The sequence below is a fragment of the Pseudolysinimonas sp. genome (assembly GCF_049651805.1).
Classification (GTDB): Bacteria; Actinomycetota; Actinomycetes; order Actinomycetales; family Microbacteriaceae; genus Pseudolysinimonas_A.
Genome location: NZ_JBASCU010000050.1, coordinates 18,110 through 36,601, shown reverse-complemented (window position 1 = coordinate 36,601; position 18,492 = coordinate 18,110). Strand labels below are relative to the sequence as shown.

Here is an 18,492-nt window from a genome sequence, read left to right as displayed (position 1 = left end):
AATTCGGGGGAATTCGGATGTCGTCTTGGGGTGGTACGGCGCGGCGCGTCGTGTCGCGGGTCGCTCTCGTCGCCGCCCTCGCGGGGTTGTTCGGCGGGGTATTCGCCGCTGCTCCCGCGCTCGCGGCGGAGGACAACGGCGAACTGCTCATCACCAAGACCATCGCGGATGACACGCTCGGCCCCGGCGACACGCTCGTCTACACGATCACCGTCAACTGCCTGAGCTTCGACTGCGCCGACGCACAACTCGTCGACGCGCTGCCGACCGAGTTCGACGACCTGACCCTCAACCCGACGGTCATCGTCACGGCCCCTCCCGGAGGAACCTCGAGCTACGCGTGGGCCGGACGCACCCTGACCGTCGACTTCGCCCACGCGGGCGGCCCCGGGATCGCCGCGGGCGACGGCTACTCGGTGCAGGTGCGCCTCACCGTGCCGACCTCGCTGTCGCCGGACTGGGCCTTCAACGCGCTCGCGGTCGAGAACACCGCGACGGTGTCGGCATCCAATGCGGTGAGCGTTTCGGCATCGGATTCGGCGACCGTGACGATCCCGTATCAGGTCTCGACGACGACCGGTGCGACCTGGTCGCCGCCGTCGACGCAGTTCAAGGTCGGTGAGGCTTCGACGCTCACCCTCCGCACGCGCAACACCTCGAACGCGCTCGCCGACACGCTCACGCTCACCCTGCCGACCGACCCGACGGCGGCAGCCAACCTCTTCCAGCGCGTCGACTTCGCGAGTTTCGGCACCGTGGTGTTCCCGCAGGGCGCCGACGAGGTGCAGGTCGATGCGTTCAATGGCACCGCGTGGATCGGCGGCGCGTTCGCGGCGACCCCGGCGTTGCCGGGCGGCATCGCGGCCGCCGACGTGCGCGGGCTGCGCATCACGTTCCGCTCCGCACTGGCCGGAGCCCAGCTCGTCGCGGGCGGCACGCAGGGCACGATCGTCCTCAACCTCGCCCAGCGCGCGACGGTGCGCGACGGCGGGGCCTCGCTCGTCTCGGGGGCGACCGTCACGGCGACACTGAGCGGAACGGTCTCCGTTCCCGGCCAGGGCACGAGCACCGCGACGGGGTCGGCGACGTACACGATCGCCGGACTCGACTCGATCGTCTCCGGCACGCTCTCGTTCACCAGTTCGCGCATCGCCGCGGGCACCTCGACCGGGGTCGCCATCACCGGTCGCAACGACTCCAACGGCCCCTTGCAGAGCTTCACGGTCACCCAGCCGGAGGGCTTCCTCAGCGCGGACATCACGTTCGCCGGCTTCCGCACGAGCGGCTCGGCATGGCCGACCGGCGCCACCGGCGCGGTCATCACCTGGTACGCGGTGGACGATGACGGCGACCCGGTCCCGGCGCCGACGACGCTCTCGACCCCGGGGTCGGCGTTCCCCAACCCGACTCTCGCGACGGGCCAACGGCTCACCGGGTTCTCGATCGAATTCACCGGGTCGATCCCCACTGCGGCGACGGCGGGCGCGGCCTTCACGATCGACGTCGCCGAGGATGCCGTGGCCGCGTCGCCCGGTTCGGCCGACTTCGTCAACGCGGCCCGCATCGACGGCACCAACGATGCCGGCGCGGCGACGCCGGTCACGCCAACAGCAACTCTCACGGTGCTCTACCCGCAGGTCGGCGTCGCCCTCACCAAGACCATCACTCCGACGGCGGCGGTCCCGGCGGGCGGCCGTTCGGTCGTGCAGTTGCGCGGCACCACGTCGAGCGACTCCGGGTATGTCAGCCCGTCGCAGATCGTGCTCACCGACACCCTCGTCGGCGGCAGCACCGACTACTGGAGCGCCTTCGACGCGGCCGCGATCGCTCCGACTCAGGTACCGGCGGGCGCCACCCTCGACGTCTACTCGACCACGGACGGCACCGCGTGGACCCTCGTCGGCACGGTCACGACGAGCGGCTCGGCGCAGTACTACCAGGTGGCGCTCACCGACCCGACGATCGTCGGCATCCGCTTCGTGTTCACCGACGCCGATGGCGGGTTCTCGCAAGGAACGACCGTGCAGGGCAACATCGCCTTCGTCGCGCGGGCAGTCCTGCGCGGCACGAGCGACCCGACGGCGGCCGGCGCGACTCCGTCCGACTACCTCAACACCGCGACCGTCGTGGCGACGGGCGACGTCGTTCTCCCGGGCACGACCGACCCGGTGACCGCCAGCGCCTCGGCGACGGCCACCGGCAGCATCAAGGATCTCGCCGGCGGCACGGGCCTCATGTTCGACAAGACCTGGGTGCCGGTCGCGGGCAGCACGACCGTTCCGACCCAGTCCCGTCTGCAGCGCACGGTGCGCCTGGAGTGGGGCACCGAGGTGAGCGGCTACACCGAGGCGGTGCTCGTCGACCCCAGTGACCCGACCCAGCCGGTCGGCTCGACCGTGTTCCAGGCATTCGACCTGGTGCGCATCCCGGCGATCAGCTCCTCGATCGACCCGCTCATCGCCTACGACCGCATCACCGGGATCGAGATCTCCACCGCCGCCGACGGCTGGGTGTCGATCTACTCCTCCGCGTGCTCGCCTGTCTCGCGGTGTGAGGGCGGTTTCCTCGGCTACACCCTCACCACCCAACAGCGTGAGGATGCCCTCGGTATCCGGGTCACTTTCGAGGAGTACGCCGCCGCACGTTCGGGCGACCCGCTCGCCCCGCCGGTCGGCTCGGGGGTCGCGAGTGGTCCCGACACGCGACGCTTCGACCTGGTCTTCGAGGTGCGCAACCGCGTGCGGGACGCCTCGGCGATGACCGACCCGACCGACCCGTGGGTGACGGCCGACCGCAGCTACAACACGGTCGAACTCGGTGAGGTCGCCAACACGGCGACGTTGAGCCTGGATGCCGTGAGCGGCTCGAGCAGTGACACCATGCTGTTGCTGGACCCGACCCCCGACCTCGGACTCAGCAAGACGGTGAAGACCACGAGCGGGTCGGTCATCTCCACTCCGATCGCGATCCCCTATCCGGGAGATGTCGCCGCCTCCGGCTACCCGAACGTGCGGTTCGAGATGGTGGCGAGCAACGATTCCGTGGCGCGGGCCTGGCACCTGCGGGTCACCGACCAGATGCCCTGCACCACCGCGACCGTCGAGACGGACTGCGTGGAGCCGAGCGGCGGGTGGACCGTCAACCCGTACGCGGGGATCGACATGGCCCAGTACGCGCTGACGAATCCCTTCGAATACTTCACGATCCGTGACATCGATGTCGTGCTGAGCGCCAACTCCGGCATCGACCCCGCCGTGTCCGTCGTCACCCTGCTGATGGCCGACGGCACGACCCAGTCGATGTCGCTGACCGCGGCGCTCGGCCTGAACGCGACCGCGCTCGCCGATGTGGTCGGCGTCAGCGCCCTGTACTCGGGCACCTCGGTGGACGATGGCGGCTCGATCGTGAGCGGCGCCACCGCGACCCTGCGGCTCGACACCCGGCTGCGCCAGTACCTGCGTTCCGCCCCCAGCACCCTCGTCGCCCCGGCGACGGTCGTCAACTCGGCGTTCTCGCAGGTGTGGGACGGGGTGCTCGACGATTCGGGATCCGCCGCCTACGACTCGCGCAGCGCATCCGTCACCCTCGTCGACGCGAGCCTCGCGGTCGATGTCAGCAAGTCCTTCTCGCAGTCGAGCATCCTCGAGAAGGATCGCGCGAGCGACGTCACGGTGACCCTCACCGCCAACCAGTCCACCTCGACCGCGTCGACCACCGAGGTCGTCGTCGAAGACCTCGACGCCGACTTCTGGAACACCTTCGAGCTGCGCTCTTTCACGAGTGCGACCCTGCCGTCCGGCGCCAACCGGGTGCGCGTCGACGTGCAGCTGAACGGCTCGAGCACGTGGACTCTCGGCACCGCGGTCGCGAGCAGTCCAGCCCTGCCAGCCGGCATCACCAACTCCCAGGTGACAGCGCTGCGCGCGGTGTTCACGAAGGCTGACGGGTCGCTGTTCTCGACCACCGCTCCGGCGGCCGGCTGGAGCGCGACCATCCGTTTCGTCGCGAGGCTGCGCGCCGCGCATCTCGACGACTCGACCCCGCTGGCGTTCCCGAGCACGGTGACGAACACCGCCACCGCATCCGCCACGCACCCGTGGCTCGGCGACCGCACCGACAGCTTCGACCGCTCGATCACCCTCGACCCCGGCACGTTCCGGGTGGACGTCGAGAAGCGCACGCCCGAGAAGGAGACCCCGGCGGGCATCACCCTCGACTGGCAGCTCGTCGTCACCAACACCGGCACCGGCTACCTCGACAACCCGACGGTCATCGACCAGTTGCCGGTCGATGCCGGCCTGCCGAGCGGCGGACCGCTGCTCTTCGACCCCACCAGCGAGATCACCTACGCGACCAGCACGGGCGGCATCCTGCCCACCACCGGCGTGACCATGGTGTACGACAGCGTCGCTCGCACGTTGGCGTTCAGCTGGCCCGACGGCTCGCGCCTCGCCCCGAACGAGGAGTACACGATCACCGTGCCGCTGCAGGTGGCGCCGGGTCTGGCTGCGGCCTACGGCGACGTGACCAACCGCATGACGTTCAGCAGCGACCGCGTGCTGTCGGCCTGCACCAACACCTCCGGCAACGGCGAGGGCGTCACCTCGGTCGGCACCGACGGCTGCCGCACGAGCAACGACCTGCGCACCATCGCGGCATCCGCGATCAGCTCGTTCAAGGGCGTCAAGGGGGATGTCGACGACCTCGGCGTCTCGACGAGCGGCGCCGTCAACGTGAGCAACGCCGCGACGGCGTGCGTCGCCGACAGCCAGGGCTACTACCGCAACCCGTGCGCCGCCAACAGCGTCATCGGCGGCACCGACCGGTGGAAGCTGCAGTTCACCAACGGCGGCAACGTCGTGGCGACCGACGCGACGATCGTCGACGTGCTGCCGCGCACCGGCGACACCTACCTCGGCACCGGCTCGTCGCGCGGCTCCACCTACCGCCCGGCGTTCGCCGGCGAGGTGAGTCCGCTCACCGACACCACGGGTGGCAGCACGTTCACTTGGGAGGTTACCACGACCGCCAACCCGTGCCCGAACTACCTCACCGATTCGACCTGCAGCGCCGCCACCTGGCAGTCGGGCCCGTCGTTCCCGACGGGTTCCTACCCGGCGGTCACCGCCGTTCGGGTGAACTTCGACTTCCCGGTCGGCGGCATGGAGCCCGCGACGACCCTCGCCCTCACCTACGAGACGGTCAACCTGCCCACCACCTCGGCGGGCGACGGCCGCGCCCCGGTGACGGCTCCGCTCGGCACCCCGCGGGCCTGGAACAGCTTCGGCGTGTTCGCCGAGTTCGGCGCCGGCTACGAAGACCGCCGCGTCGAGCCGGTGCGCGCGGGCGTGCAACTCGCGAGCGGCCCGATCCAGGTCGTCAAGCAGATCACCGGCACCTCCGCCGATTACGCCCCGACGTCGTTCGCAGCGACCGCTTCGTGCGAGATCGAGGGCGTCGCCGTGGTGCTGCCGTCGTCGGGCGCTCTCACGCTGTCGGCGAGCGCGGCGACTCCGTACACGGCTCGCATCGACGGCATCCCGGTGGGATCGGTGTGCGAGATCGCGGAGACCACGACGGGGGCGAGCAGCACCAGCTACTCGCCGGCCGGCGCCTCGGGGGCGTCGCTCTCGGTCGCGCAGGCTGCCTCCTCGGCGACCGCCGTGCCGACGGCGCAGGTCGCGACGATCACGAACTCCTACGGTGAGACGTCGCTCACCGTCACCAAGGCCGTTTCCACCACGGCGACGGTCGGCGAGTTCGGCCCGTTCGACTTCACCCTCGCCTGCACCGTCGACACCGGCACGGCCACGCTCACCGTGCCGCTCGACGCGGCCGACGCATCCTTCACGCTCGCGGGCGGGGCATCGCGCACCGTCAGCGGCATCCCGGTCACGGCGCGCTGCGATCTGCGCGAAGCCGACTCCGACGGCGCCACGACGATCGGGATGCGGGTCGGCGCGGGCTCGACGACCACTGTCGCCGAGAACCAGCCGTACCGGGTGACCCTCGGCACCGCCGCCGAGTACGTCGTCACCGCGGCCAACACGTACGCGAGCGGCCGACTCTCGGTCACGAAGGATGTCACCGGAGCCAGCCAGTACGGCGACGGCGTCTTCGACGTGGCGGTGGAGTGCACCTACGACGGGCAGACGCTGTTCGACGGCACCTTCACCCTGGAGGATGGCGACACCGAACTACTGGCCTCGTATTTCCCCGTCGGAACCGTGTGCGACGTCGTCGAGACGCAGGCCGGGGGCGCCACCGCCGCCGCCGGGGACCGTTCGGTGACGATAAGCGCCGGCACGACGAACACCGTGCTCACCAACCGCTTCGACGTCGGGTCGTTGCGTATCGACAAAGAGCGCACCGGAGCCTGGGAGCGCTACGGTGCCGGGCCATTCGAGGCGCAGGTCGAGTGCACGTGGGACCGCCCGGGTGAGAGCGACCTCGTCATCCCGCTGCCCGACGCAGGGGTCGTCGCGCTGACCGCCGGCAACGGCTACACGGCCACCGTCACCGGACTCATCGCCGGCGCCGACTGCACGGTCACCGAGACCAAGGACGGCGCGGCGACGCGCCAAGCGGTCTCGGCCCCGTCGCCCGGCACGATCCCCGCCGACGGCCAGAGTGTCGTCCGGATCGAGAACGACTTCGCCACCGGGTCGTTGCGCATCGACAAGGTACGCGACATCGCCGAGGGCGCCGAGGCGTTCGCCGTCGGGCCCTTCGAGGTGCTCATCGAGTGCGGCATCGACCGCGACGGCACCTGGTACGAACTCGACCTCGGTGACGACGCGACGCAGACCCTGTCGGCGCCGGATTACACGGTGACGGTCGACGACATGCTGCAAGGCGCCTCGTGCACGGTGACCGAGACGGATGCCGGCCTCGCGATCACCAGCGAAGTCTCCACCGACAGCGGTGCCGTGGTCATTCCGGCCGCGGCCGACGGGCCCGCCGTCGTCACGGTGACCAACCACTTCCTCACCGGCGAACTCGACGTCGAGAAGACGGTCGACGAGACCCTCGTGCAGGGCGGCGAACTGTTGCACTACGAGATCTCGGTCGAGAACGTCGGCGATGTCGAAGCGGGCGGCGTGACTGTCACCGACGACCTCGACGCCGACCTCAACCTCGACGCGAGCAGCATCGTCGCCACCGGCTGGACCTGTGATGTGACCGGACGCGACGGCGACGGCTACGGCGGCACCCTTGAGTGCGTGCTCGACACGACGCTGCCGGTCGGCGCGACCGCTCCGCTGATCGCGTTCACCGCGACCCTGCACCCCGAGGTTGCGCAGGACGCGATCGCCAACACCGCAGTCGTCACCTCGACGACCTTCGTGGTGGCGGGCGACGACGACACCGTCTCGACCCCGGTGAAGTGGCTGGACGTCGACGCCTTCACCGAGTGCGTGCAGGATGCCCCGTGGCTCGACTACAGCGTCGACGCCCACAATCTCGATGTGTCGGGTCGCACGATGCAGGTGAACTGGCTGGATGCCGACGGTGACATCGTGCAGACCGACGAGATCGACATCCTTGCCGATGGCACCGTCGCCGGTCGCCTGCTCTTCCCGGGGGCCGCGGTCGACGCCGACGGCGATGGCATCGCCTGGCCCGGCTGGCGTCCCGCGCTCGCCGGGGAGACCCCGGACTGGGAGAACCTCATCCTCGACCCGGCGCTGCCCAGCTACGGTCTGCGGTCCGGGGCCTCGGTGGAGTTCGTGATCAACCCGACCACCACGGTCGCGATCGCCTACCCGCCGGCTACCGCAGACTGCACCGAGACGCCCGAGGAGCAGGAGTCCGAGTTGTGGATGACGAAGACCGCCTCGGTCAACAACCTCGCGGCAGGCGGCGCCTTCAGCTACACGATGGAGATCGGCAACTCGGGCCGGGGCGGCGTGACGGGTCTCATCCTGATCGACGACATTCCCGAAGTGCTGCGCGTGATCTCGGTGACCGCTGCCGACCCTGCGGACGCGGGCGGCCCGGGATGGGTCGACTGCGTGGTGTCGGACCGGCTGCCCAACGGCTACGGCGGCACCATCACCTGTGAACTCGACCGCGACCTCGGCTCGGGCGAACGCGCGCCCGACGTTCTGCTCGATGTGCAGTTGAGCCCGTCGGCGCCCGGCGGCCCGGTCGTGAACACCGCCCGCGTCACCGCGTGGGAGCTGCCGACGCTCGGCGGCATCCCGGTGGGTGGCCGGGGCAGCCTCACGACGCTCGCCCTCGAGGACAGCGCCGTCGTGCTGACGACCCTCGCCCTCACCGGCACCTCGTCGACGCTCGGTTGGGTGCTCGCTCTCACTCTCCTCAGCCTCGGTGGCGCGCTCGTCACCGTGCGGCGCCGGCCCACCATCGCCGGTCGCCAGAACCCCTAGGCGTTCTGTCTAGGGTGAGCCCGCCCCGTGACCTCTGTCCCAGGTCGCGGGGCGGTGCGGCGCGCCGGCACTCCTCAGCCGCGCTGGGCTCGGGCCGCGACCACGCGGCGGATGCCGAGCGCCCGGTATTGCCAGAGCAGCCACGTGCCGATCCAGACGATCGGGGTCAGCGCCCCGGCCGAGATGTCGAGCCGGTCGCGGTAGAAGGTGCGCCCGCCCGGCAGCGGTGACACCGCCATCCGATGCCGCCAACCCGTGACGAGCCCGAGCGGGCCCGAGATCGGCCCGCCGGAATCTTCGAGAATGCGCACGTCGCCGCGTCGCGACGTCGACAACCGGATGAGCTGGTCGCCGACCGGCAGGAGGCCGAATAGCCGCAGCCGCACGAGATGGTCACCGCTGCTCCAGGTGGGTGGGAAGCGCCGGTGCCCGATCGGTTCGATCTCGATGAGCGGCGCCACGACCTCACCGAGCGCTCGCGGGTCCTGCAGTATCGCCCACACGTCGTCGGGGTGAGCATCGAGGTCGAGCTGCAGGGTGACGCGCATGAGGTCCAGTCTGCGGCGCTAACCTCGCATCGTGAAAGAGGCAGCCCCCCGCAATCAGTCGAGCTACCAGGTGCGCTTCGAGTGGGGTGCCGCCGGTGCTGCTGCGGTGGGGGTCGAGGCGGATGTCGTGGCATGGGTCGACGAGATCGGTTCTGAGCCCGTGCCGGCGGGCGCCCGCGTCGTGGCGCTCGCCGATGCGGCGGAGTTCGCGCAGTGGTGCCTCGCGCGGCAGGAAGAGCTGGGCGGGCGCTTCCGCATCGCCGTCGTCGCCGCCGGAGCGACCCAACCCGACGGGTCGCTGCGTTTCGCCGTCGAAGACCTCCTTGCCGCCGGCGCGGTCATCGACGCGATCGCCGAACTCGGCATCGACCACCAGTCACCCGAAGCCGCCGCGGCGGCCGCCGCCTACACGGGTCTGCGCAACGCGACCCGCCACCTCGTCAAAGCCTCGGTCAGCGCTCGCGAGTCCGCCGCACTCTCCGCGGGTTGAGTGCGGCGTGGTCGACTTCGTTACATTCGAGGGGTTACCCAGAGGCTTGGCTCTCATACAGGGGACGCTGCCCTCGCGGCGGGAGTGGAAACGGATCGTTCGCGATGACCTCGGCGTCAACGTCCTGCAAATGCCGGGAGCTGCTGTCGACCTCGGAGGGCTCCGCCCCTTTGCGAGCCGCATCCGTCACCTGACCGTGAACTCGGCGTCCTGCCGGGACCTGAGCGACGTCGCGCTGATGAGCGAGCTTCGTTCGCTTGCGGTCGGTGGGCTCGTCGATGTCGGCGCCGATCTTCGCCTGCTGCGCAACCTCGAGAGTTTCGGCGGACCCATCGAGTCGTTCGACGGCGTCCTCGACCACCCGACAATTGTGAGCCTTGCCTTCGAGTGGTCGAGCGCGACACCGCCGCACATCTCGGCAGGGCTTGAATCGCTCTCGGTCGGCTACTCGAACAAGACCGTCGGGTTGCCGACCTTCGACGACTCGACGCGACTGCGGACGATGGCGATCGACGGTGCGTCGACGCTTTCGCTGGCGGGTATCGAGTCATGCAGCGCGTTGACCCGCCTCGACCTCACCGGCTGCCGGGCAATCGAGGACGCCGAGCGGCTCCTTATGCTCCCGTCGCTTCAACGCTTGTGGTTCGAAAACTGTCTCGCGATCGAACCGCAGACGGCGCTGTTGGATCTCGTTGACGTCGAGGTCGGGGTGATCGGAAGAAATCCTTTCGCGGTGGCATTCCGAAGCGCTGCAGCCGAGTCCAACTCGAAGTGGTCATTCCCATCCTTGCCGCGCCCGAAAGTGTGAACTACAGTTGACAATGTGGTCGAGGTCCTGCGGAGCGCGACCTTCGATCGCTGGCTTCGAAAATTCAAAGACAGGCATGCCGTCGCTCGGATACTCGTGCGGATTGACCGACTCGTGCTCGGCAATCCGGGCGACGTCCGGTCGGTCGGCGGAGGCGTCTCAGAACTGAAGATCGACCATGGCCCGGGCTATCGGGTCTACTTCGCCCAAAAGGGGCAGACGGTCGTGCTCCTGCTCTGCGGGGGAGACAAGTCGACTCAGAGCGACGACATCAGCAGCGCGCAGAGGATCGCGACCGAATGGAGGAACGATGACTAAGAGCACCGAAGAGTTCAGACGCTTCGACGCGGCCGACTATCTGAGTACTCCCGCAGACGCGGCAGCGTATCTGGAGGCGGCGCTCGAAGAGTCCGGCGACAACCCAGCTGCAGTTGCGCGCGCGCTCGGCACGATTGCGCGGTCGGGCAACCTCAGCGAGCTGGCCAGGAAGACCGGGATGAGCCGTGAAGGTCTCTACAAGGCGCTGACCGCTGAGGGCAATCCCAGTTTCGCCACGATCTCAAAGGTTGCTCACGCTCTCGGACTGCGTATCGAGTTCCACGCCGTCGCCTAAGCCCGACCGGCGTGGGTGTCGGCGGTTGAGATGCCGAGCGCGTCCCACGCGGCCAACAGCGCTCGGTCACCGCTCGCGGCGACGGTCTGCCCGTCAGTGACGAGCTCGGCAACGGCGCAATGCACCGCGTCGTAGCCGCGGAGGGCGAAGCGCGTGGCCCGGTCGGCCGCGGTGTGCATGAGTTCGGTGTCGAACTCGACGATCACCAGTTCTGCCCACAGCTGCTCGAGTGCTTGCAGTGCTTGCGTGTGCGCTGTCGCCGTGATCCTGCCGAGTCGCAGGGCGTGCGCGAGCGCCGCGGCGGTTTCGACGTAGCTCAGGCGACAGGTCACTACAGCGTCAGCGCTTTCCCAGAGTTGCCGACAGTTCTCCGACGCGGGCTCGACGACGAGGAGCGGAACAATCGCTGAGGTGTCGAGGTAGACGATCACCGTCGCTGCTCGGGCACCAGCTCACTGACCGAGCCGTCGGCCGCGACCGCGGGAGGCAATGGCTTCCGCTTGCTGCGCGCGGGAGTGACTCGGCCCTCGGCGCGGAGACGCTCCAGCGTCGTCTGCTCGGTAACCGGAACGATGCGGGCGATCGGGCGGCCGCGCTCGGTCACGGTGACGGTGTGACCGTCTTTCACCTCGTCGAGATGGCGACTCAGCTCGTCACGCAACGCACGCACGCCGACTTCCATAGCATCCTCCTGTGTACACTTCGCAACACCTCAGTGTAGCCACATGTCGCGTTAGACGGCGGAGGCCTGCCTTGCCCTGTGCGCCCGCACCTTGGCGCGGTTGCCACAGCGCTGCATCGAGCACCATCGACGGTTTGCGGTGCGCGACTCGTCGCGGAACACCCGGCGGCAGTCGTCGGCGTCGCAGCGCCGGATGCGTTCGGGTTCGACCGAGAGCATCGCGATCGCGTCGCGGGCGAGGGTCGAGAGCGCCTGCCCGATCCTGAGCCGACCGGCTCCGGCCTGGCGTCGCCCACCGTCGAGGGCGGGAGGGATGTCGGGGGTCGCGCCGAACAGGTTGATCGTGTCGATGTCGTCGGGGGCGAGCGGCTGCCGGTCGGCAGCGGCGGTCGCGAGCCGATCGATCGCGGCGCGCAGGGCGAGCGCGTCGGCGAGGTCACGGTCGGATGCCTCGCCGGCATCCAGCCGTTCGTAGCGATGGGCGAGCCACTCGCCCAGGTCGCGGGCGTGCACCGGCTCGGGTGCTGCGGCGAAGTCGAGGGCGTCGGCGCCGGCGTCGAAGAACCAGCTCACGCCTTCCGGGGCGATCAGCCATTGCCCCGTACTCATACAGCTGCCTTACAGCTCGGATTCATGTAACTCAGTTTGCCGGTTACTCGCTTCGTCGCGGTGCAGCCAGGCGATCTGGAATCTCGTGTCGAACCGGCGCGAGCATTTCGCACACGAGAGGGCCCGCGCCGGCTTGCGGTACCGGTAGTGCACATGGCCGTTCGGGCAGGTGCCGATCCAGGTCGCGAGGTCGTCGGCGATCGCGCCGCCATGCAGCCGCTTGCCCTCGTAGCCGAGCTCTTTCCCGACCCTCTTCCAGCGCGGCCCGTGGCCGGCGCCGGGCCCGGCGAGGGCGTGCGCCACCTCGTGCAACAACACCTGGTGGATCTCGTCGTCCTCATAGCGGCCGGCGAGATGCCGCGACACGGTGATGCGCTTCTCGCGGTAGTTGCACAGCCCGGCACGGGTTCGGGCGTGGTCGAACCCGAAGGTCCACGCGGGGTCGAGATGGAGCGCGATGAGGGCATCCGCCCAGCGCCGCACGCGGTCGAGGTCGGCCATTAGAGCCCGGTTCCTGAGTAGCGGGCGGAGCCCGCGTGTCGAAGGGCCACCAGCGGAACGAGCCGTACCTGCATGAGGCGGTCGTCGCCCTCCCGCACGTCGCCGCGCCCGTCGGTGTTGTTGGTGAGGAACCACAGGCTGTCGTCGGGGCCGGCCGCGACATCCCGGATGCGGCCGAACTCACCCGTGAACCACGCGGTCGCCCCCGCGGTGCCGTCGTCGGCGACATAGATCGCCCACACCCGTTCGCCCCGGAGTGACGCCAAGAAGAAGGTGTCGCCCACGCGGGCCAGACCGCTCGGGCTGGCCTCAGAGGTGGCCCACTGCAGCACGGGGTCGACGAAGAGGGGGTCGCCGGTCTGGCCTTCGACGATCGGCCAGCCGTAGTTGGCGCCGGCGTCGATGCGGTTGAACTCGTCCCAGGTGTTCTGCCCGAACTCGGCCGCCCAGAGCTGCCCGTCGGCGTCCCACGCAATGCCCTGCGGGTTGCGGTGCCCGAGGGAGTAGACGAGCGACCCGGGTATCGGGTTGTCGTCGGGCACGTCACCTTCGGGCGTCATCCGCAGGATCTTGCCGTTGAGCGACGCCGGGTCTTGCGCCCGGTCGGGCTGCGCGGCGTCGCCGGTGGTGGCGTACAGCATGCCGTCGGGGCCGAACGCGATGCGGCCGCCGTTGTGGTTGCCGGCCTTCGCGATTCCCGCCAGCACGACCTCGGGCTCACCGAGCTCGCCGTCGTCGTAGGCCATGCGCACGATGCGGTTGTCATCGGCCGCCGTGAAGTAGGCGTACAGCCAGGCCTCGTCGTCGGTGTCGAGGTAAGCGAGCCCGAGGAGCCCACCCTCGCCGCCGTGGGCGACACCCGGCACGACGCCGATCTCGACCGTCGACCCATCAGGGGAGAGCAGCAGGATGCGAGCGTCGTCGCGCTGCGAGACGAGAGTGTCGTCGCCGACCCGCACCACCGACCAGGGCGCCGCCAGCCCGGTGGCGATGTCGACCGGGTCACCGGCGGGCTGCACCTGCCCGACGGCCCCTGACGGACTGGGAGCGCTGGGGCCCGGGGACGTCACCGGACTGGCGAGCCCGCATCCGGCGAGTGCAAGAGCGGCGGTCGCGGTGATCGCGACGAGCGACAGGGGGCGGCGCATGCGACGACCCTACGTCGAGCCGGCTTCACCGCGACCGGGGCGCACCTGGAAGATGCTGCGGGCCGGCGGCGGTGAGGGTGTGGAGGAGGCGTCGGTCACGATCGCGGCGCCGGCGATCCAGTCGCGCAGCTCCCGCCCGCGCACCACCGAAGCCGGGTGCGGTCCGGATGCCAGCAGCCGCGGCATCCATTCCAGCGGCAGCTCGGCGGGTGAGGCGACGAACACGAAGTTGCCGTACCGCCGCCCCTTGAGCACGGCCGACTCGGCGAGCAGCGCGGTGTCGGCGAACACGTAGCCGAGGGTCGCCGCCTGGCCGCGGGCGAAGGCGAGCGCGCCGCCGTCGGCGACGTTCACCAGCACGACGCCGTCGGGTGCGAGGAAGGCGGCGACCTCGGTATAGAACTCGACGCTCGTGACATGCGCCGGGATACGCGCGCCGCCGAAGACATCCGCCACCGCCAGGTCGACGCTGCCGCGCAGGGCCGGGGGCAGCTTGCCGAGAGCATCCCGGGCGTCGCCGTAACGGATGCGGATGCTCGCGTTCTTCGACCACGGCAGGTGCTCGCGCACGAGGTCGACGAGGCCGCGCTCCAGCTCGAGGACCTGCTGCCGCGACCCCGGTCGCGTCGCCTCGATGTAGCGCGGAAGGGTGAGCGCGCCGGCTCCGAGGTGCAGCGCGGTGAGCGGCCCGTCGGGCAACTGGTCGATGACGTGACCCATGCGATTCACGTACTCGAAGAACAGCTCTTGCGGCCGGTCGGGGTTCACGTGCGACTGCGGCGTGCCGTCGACCACGAGCAGGTAGCTGCCCGGCGTGAACGGGTCGTCGCGGATGACCGCGTGCAGCCCGCTCTCGAGCGTCGTCTCCCCGATGTCAGCCACGACATCCAGTCTCGCACCGCCTTCTCATCCGCGACTTTTCGCGCGGATGGACCGCGAACTCGCGCGAAAAGTCGCGGATGGAGGGACCCAGGTTCGGGCTTATAGACCCAATCGGAAGGCAAGTCAAGGAATAGCTGGACGTGTCAGCGAGTTGGGACCTATAGTTGATCCTTGCGCCCACTACCACTCTCGCCGTCATATTGCGGTCGGCTTGAAGAGGGTTCTGGCGCAAAAATCCCACCGACCGACCCTGAACTGAAAGCCTGAGCTTTCACGGAGGTTGTATCCCTTGGCTGCTGCGCGCACCCCCAAGAAGTCCCTCACCACCGGCCGCACCGCATCGCGGCTCTCGTTCGCCAAGATCGCCGACACCTTGACGGTGCCCGATCTGCTGGCGCTGCAGACCGAGAGTTTCGACTGGCTGGTCGGTAACGACGCCTGGAAGGCGCGGGTGACCGCCGCGAAGGCCGCCGGTGACGCCGGCGTTCCCGAGACCACCGGTCTCGACGAGATCTTCGAAGAGATCTCGCCGATCGAAGATCTCGGCGAGACGATGCAGCTGTCGTTCACCGCTCCCGAACTCGAAGAGCCGAAGTACACGATCGACGAGTGCAAGGAGCGCGGCAAGACGTTCGCCGCGCCGCTCTACGTCAACGCCGAGTTCATGAACCACATGACCGGCGAGATCAAGACCCAGACGGTCTTCATGGGCGACTTCCCGCTGATGACCGAGAAGGGCACCTTCATCATCAACGGCACCGAGCGTGTCGTCGTGTCGCAGCTCGTGCGCAGCCCCGGCGTGTACTTCGAGCGGGTCAACGACAAGACCTCCGACAAGGACATCTACTCCGCCCGCATCATCCCGAGCCGCGGTGCCTGGCTCGAGTTCGAGATCGACAAGCGCGACCAGGTGGGCGTGCGCATCGACCGCAAGCGCAAGCAGTCGGTGACCGTCTTCCTCAAGGCGCTCGGCATGACGAGCGAAGAGATCCTCGCCGCCTTCCCCGGATACGAGTCGATCGCCGGCACCCTCGAGAAGGATGCGATCCTCACCAAGGAAGAGGCGCTCAAGGACATCTACCGCAAGCTCCGTCCGGGCGAGCAGGTCGCCGCCGAGGCCGCGCGTGCGCTGCTCGACAACTTCTACTTCAACCCGAAGCGCTACGACCTGGCGAAGGTGGGTCGTTACAAGATCAACCGCAAGCTCGGCATCGACGCGGGGCTGAAGGATTCGGTGCTGACGCTCGAAGACATTCTGGCGACGATCAAGTACCTGGTCGCCCTCCACGCCGAGCAGACCACCCTGCCGGGTGTGCGCGACGGCAAGAAGGTCGACATCCGCCTCGACGTCGACGACATCGACCACTTCGGCAACCGCCGCATCCGCGCGGTCGGCGAGCTCATCCAGAACCAGGTGCGCACCGGCCTGTCCCGCATGGAGCGCGTCGTTCGTGAGCGCATGACCACGCAGGACATCGAGGCGATCACCCCGCAGACCCTGATCAACGTGCGCCCCGTCGTCGCCGCGATCAAGGAGTTCTTCGGAACCTCGCAGCTCAGCCAGTTCATGGACCAGAACAACCCGCTCGCGGGTCTCACCCACAAGCGTCGCCTGAGCGCGCTCGGCCCGGGTGGTCTCTCCCGTGAGCGTGCCGGCGTCGAGGTGCGTGACGTTCACCCGTCGCACTACGGCCGCATGTGCCCGATCGAGACCCCGGAAGGCCCGAACATCGGCCTCATCGGTTCGCTCGCGTCGTTCGCCCGCATCAACTCGTTCGGCTTCATCGAGACCCCGTACCGTCGCGTCAGCAACGGCAAGGTCTCGACGACCATCGACTACCTGACCGCGTCGGAGGAAGACGAGTTCGTCGTCGCCCAGGCCAACGCGCCGATCGGTACCGACGGCAAGTACACCGAGCCCAAGGTTCTGGTTCGTAAGAAGGGCGGCGAGGTCGAGCTCGTCGACGCCAACCAGGTCGACTACATGGATGTCTCGCCGCGCCAGATGGTGTCGGTCGCGACGTCGCTCATCCCGTTCCTCGAGCACGACGATGCGAACCGCGCCCTCATGGGTGCGAACATGCAGCGTCAGGCCGTGCCGCTGCTGCGTTCCGAGTCGCCCGTCATCGGCACCGGTATGGAGGGCTACGCCGCCATCGACGCCGGAGACGTGATCACCGCGCTTCAGGCCGGTGTCGTCTCCGAGGTCTCGGCCGACGTCGTCGTGGTGCAGCTCGATGAGGGCGGCACGCAGGAGTACTACCTGCGCAAGTTCGACCGCAGCAACCAGGGCACCTCGTACAACCACCGTGTGGTCGTCGACACCGGCGACCGGGTCGAGGTCGGCCAGGTTCTCGCCGACGGCCCCGCCACCGAGAACGGCGAGCTCGCGCTCGGCAAGAACCTCCTCGTGGCGTTCATGCCGTGGGAGGGTCACAACTTCGAAGACGCCATCATCCTCAGCCAGAACCTGGTGAAGGACGACGTGCTCTCGAGCATCCACATCGAGGAGTACGAGGTGGATGCCCGCGACACGAAGCTCGGCAAGGAAGAGATCACGCGCGACCTGCCGAACGTGAGCCCCGACCTGCTCGCCGACCTCGACGAGCGCGGCATCATCCGCATCGGTGCCGAGGTTCGCCCCGGCGACATCCTCGTCGGCAAGGTCACGCCGAAGGGTGAGACCGAGCTGAGTGCCGAGGAGCGCCTGCTGCGCGCGATCTTCAACGAGAAGAGCCGCGAGGTGCGCGACACCTCGCTCAAGGTTCCTCACGGTGAAGAGGGCACGATCATCGGCGTCAAGGTGTTCGACGCCGCCGAAGGCGACGACGAGCTCGGCTCGGGCGTCAACATGCGGGTCGTCGTGTTCATCGCCCAGAAGCGCAAGATCACCGAGGGCGACAAGCTCGCCGGTCGTCACGGCAACAAGGGCGTCATCGCGAAGATCCTGCCGGTCGAAGACATGCCCTTCATGGAAGACGGCACCCCCGTCGACGTCGTGCTCAACCCGCTCGGCATCCCCGGTCGCATGAACTTCGGCCAGGTGCTCGAAACCCACCTCGGGTGGGTCGCCAAGCAGGGCTGGGAAGTTCAGGGCAGCCCGAAGTGGGCCGCGAACCTGCCGAAGGAAGCCCACGCGGCGGCCCCCGGCACGAAGCTCGCGACCCCGGTGTTCGACGGCGCGCTCGAGGACGAGATCGAGGGTCTGCTCGACAGCACCCTGCTCAACCGCGACGGCCAGCGACTCATCGGCAGCTCGGGCAAGACCCGCCTCTTCGACGGCCGCTCCGGCGAGCCGTTCCCGGAGCCGGTGTCGGTCGGGTACATGTACATCCTGAAGCTGCACCACCTCGTGGACGACAAGATCCACGCGCGCAGCACGGGTCCGTACTCGATGATCACGCAGCAGCCGCTCGGCGGTAAGGCGCAGTTCGGTGGCCAGCGCTTCGGCGAGATGGAGGTGTGGGCCCTCGAGGCCTACGGTGCCGCCTACGCGCTGCAGGAGCTGCTGACGATCAAGAGTGACGACATCCTCGGTCGCGTCAAGGTGTACGAGGCGATCGTCAAGGGCGAGAACATCCAGGAGCCCGGCATCCCCGAGAGCTTCAAGGTGCTCATCAAGGAGATGCAGTCGCTGTGCCTGAACGTCGAAGTGCTCGGCGCCGACGGCAGCGTGCTGAGCCTCAAGGACACGGATGACGAGATCTTCCGTGCCGCTGAAGAGCTCGGTATCAACATCTCCTCCCGGTTCGAGTCGTCGTCGATCGACGAAATCTGATCCGGCTCGTCAACAGGTTTAGAAGACATTAGGTAAGAGA

The 18,492-nt window shown here is 68.7% G+C and carries 13 protein-coding genes; 6 read left to right on the top strand and 7 right to left on the bottom strand.

Features of this window, described 5'->3' with window-relative positions:
- Positions 1–17 precede the first annotated feature (17 nt).
- On the top strand, positions 18–8,393 hold the full coding sequence (locus WBL06_RS12575) for a DUF5979 domain-containing protein (RefSeq protein ID WP_424456571.1): 8,376 nt from the start codon (positions 18–20) through the stop codon (positions 8,391–8,393).
- Between the two features lie 74 nt (positions 8,394–8,467).
- Here WBL06_RS12575 and WBL06_RS12570 read toward each other — a convergent pair whose 3' ends face one another.
- Positions 8,468–8,941 carry a hypothetical protein gene (locus WBL06_RS12570; protein ID WP_424456569.1) on the bottom strand — a complete coding sequence of 158 codons (474 nt, stop codon included), beginning with the start codon at positions 8,939–8,941 and terminating at the stop codon, positions 8,468–8,470.
- A gap of 31 nt (positions 8,942–8,972) precedes the next feature.
- Here WBL06_RS12570 and WBL06_RS12565 point away from each other — a divergent pair, with 31 nt between their 5' ends.
- From WBL06_RS12565 to WBL06_RS12550, 4 genes are read left to right on the top strand one after another with little or no spacing between them, the layout of a single operon-like run.
- Positions 8,973–9,431: a hypothetical protein gene (locus WBL06_RS12565; protein ID WP_424456567.1), complete on the top strand. Its 459-nt coding sequence runs from the start codon at positions 8,973–8,975 to the stop codon at positions 9,429–9,431.
- Between the two features lie 7 nt (positions 9,432–9,438).
- Complete coding sequence (locus WBL06_RS12560; RefSeq protein ID WP_424456565.1) at positions 9,439–10,239, top strand: hypothetical protein; 801 nt, start codon at positions 9,439–9,441, stop codon at positions 10,237–10,239.
- Positions 10,240–10,254: 15 nt separating this feature from the next.
- Positions 10,255–10,557: a type II toxin-antitoxin system RelE/ParE family toxin gene (locus WBL06_RS12555; protein ID WP_424456563.1), complete on the top strand. Its 303-nt coding sequence runs from the start codon at positions 10,255–10,257 to the stop codon at positions 10,555–10,557.
- Positions 10,550–10,852 carry an addiction module antidote protein gene (locus tag WBL06_RS12550; RefSeq protein WP_424456561.1) on the top strand — a complete coding sequence of 101 codons (303 nt, stop codon included), beginning with the start codon at positions 10,550–10,552 and terminating at the stop codon, positions 10,850–10,852. Before WBL06_RS12555 ends, WBL06_RS12550 begins: the two co-directional genes overlap by 8 nt.
- On the opposite strand, the gene WBL06_RS12545 is transcribed toward WBL06_RS12550, so the two are convergent.
- Genes WBL06_RS12545 through WBL06_RS12520 form a run of 6 tightly spaced genes read right to left on the bottom strand, consistent with a single transcriptional unit; the run spans position 10,849 to position 14,665 of the window.
- Positions 10,849–11,283 (bottom strand): type II toxin-antitoxin system VapC family toxin, encoded by a 435-nt coding sequence (locus tag WBL06_RS12545; protein WP_424456559.1) that lies wholly within the window; start codon positions 11,281–11,283, stop codon positions 10,849–10,851. The two genes, WBL06_RS12550 and WBL06_RS12545, sit on opposite strands and share 4 nt — an antisense overlap.
- Positions 11,280–11,534 carry a type II toxin-antitoxin system Phd/YefM family antitoxin gene (locus WBL06_RS12540; RefSeq protein ID WP_424456557.1) on the bottom strand — a complete coding sequence of 85 codons (255 nt, stop codon included), beginning with the start codon at positions 11,532–11,534 and terminating at the stop codon, positions 11,280–11,282. The genes WBL06_RS12545 and WBL06_RS12540 overlap by 4 nt, the downstream gene beginning before the upstream one ends.
- 51 nt (positions 11,535–11,585) lie before the next feature.
- Positions 11,586–12,143: a CGNR zinc finger domain-containing protein gene (locus WBL06_RS12535; protein ID WP_424456556.1), complete on the bottom strand. Its 558-nt coding sequence runs from the start codon at positions 12,141–12,143 to the stop codon at positions 11,586–11,588.
- Between the two features lie 9 nt (positions 12,144–12,152).
- Positions 12,153–12,644: a SprT-like domain-containing protein gene (locus WBL06_RS12530; RefSeq protein WP_424456554.1), complete on the bottom strand. Its 492-nt coding sequence runs from the start codon at positions 12,642–12,644 to the stop codon at positions 12,153–12,155.
- On the bottom strand, positions 12,644–13,792 hold the full coding sequence (locus WBL06_RS12525; RefSeq protein ID WP_424456553.1) for a PQQ-dependent sugar dehydrogenase: 1,149 nt from the start codon (positions 13,790–13,792) through the stop codon (positions 12,644–12,646). The genes WBL06_RS12530 and WBL06_RS12525 overlap by 1 nt, the downstream gene beginning before the upstream one ends.
- 9 nt (positions 13,793–13,801) lie before the next feature.
- Positions 13,802–14,665 (bottom strand): spermidine synthase, encoded by an 864-nt coding sequence (locus WBL06_RS12520; RefSeq protein ID WP_424456629.1) that lies wholly within the window; start codon positions 14,663–14,665, stop codon positions 13,802–13,804.
- 298 nt (positions 14,666–14,963) lie between these two features.
- On the opposite strand from WBL06_RS12520, the gene rpoB reads away from it, so the two are divergent.
- Positions 14,964–18,452, top strand: a complete 3,489-nt coding sequence (rpoB, locus tag WBL06_RS12515) for a DNA-directed RNA polymerase subunit beta (protein ID WP_424456551.1) — start codon at positions 14,964–14,966, stop codon at positions 18,450–18,452.
- The last annotated feature ends 40 nt before the right edge of the window (positions 18,453–18,492 follow it).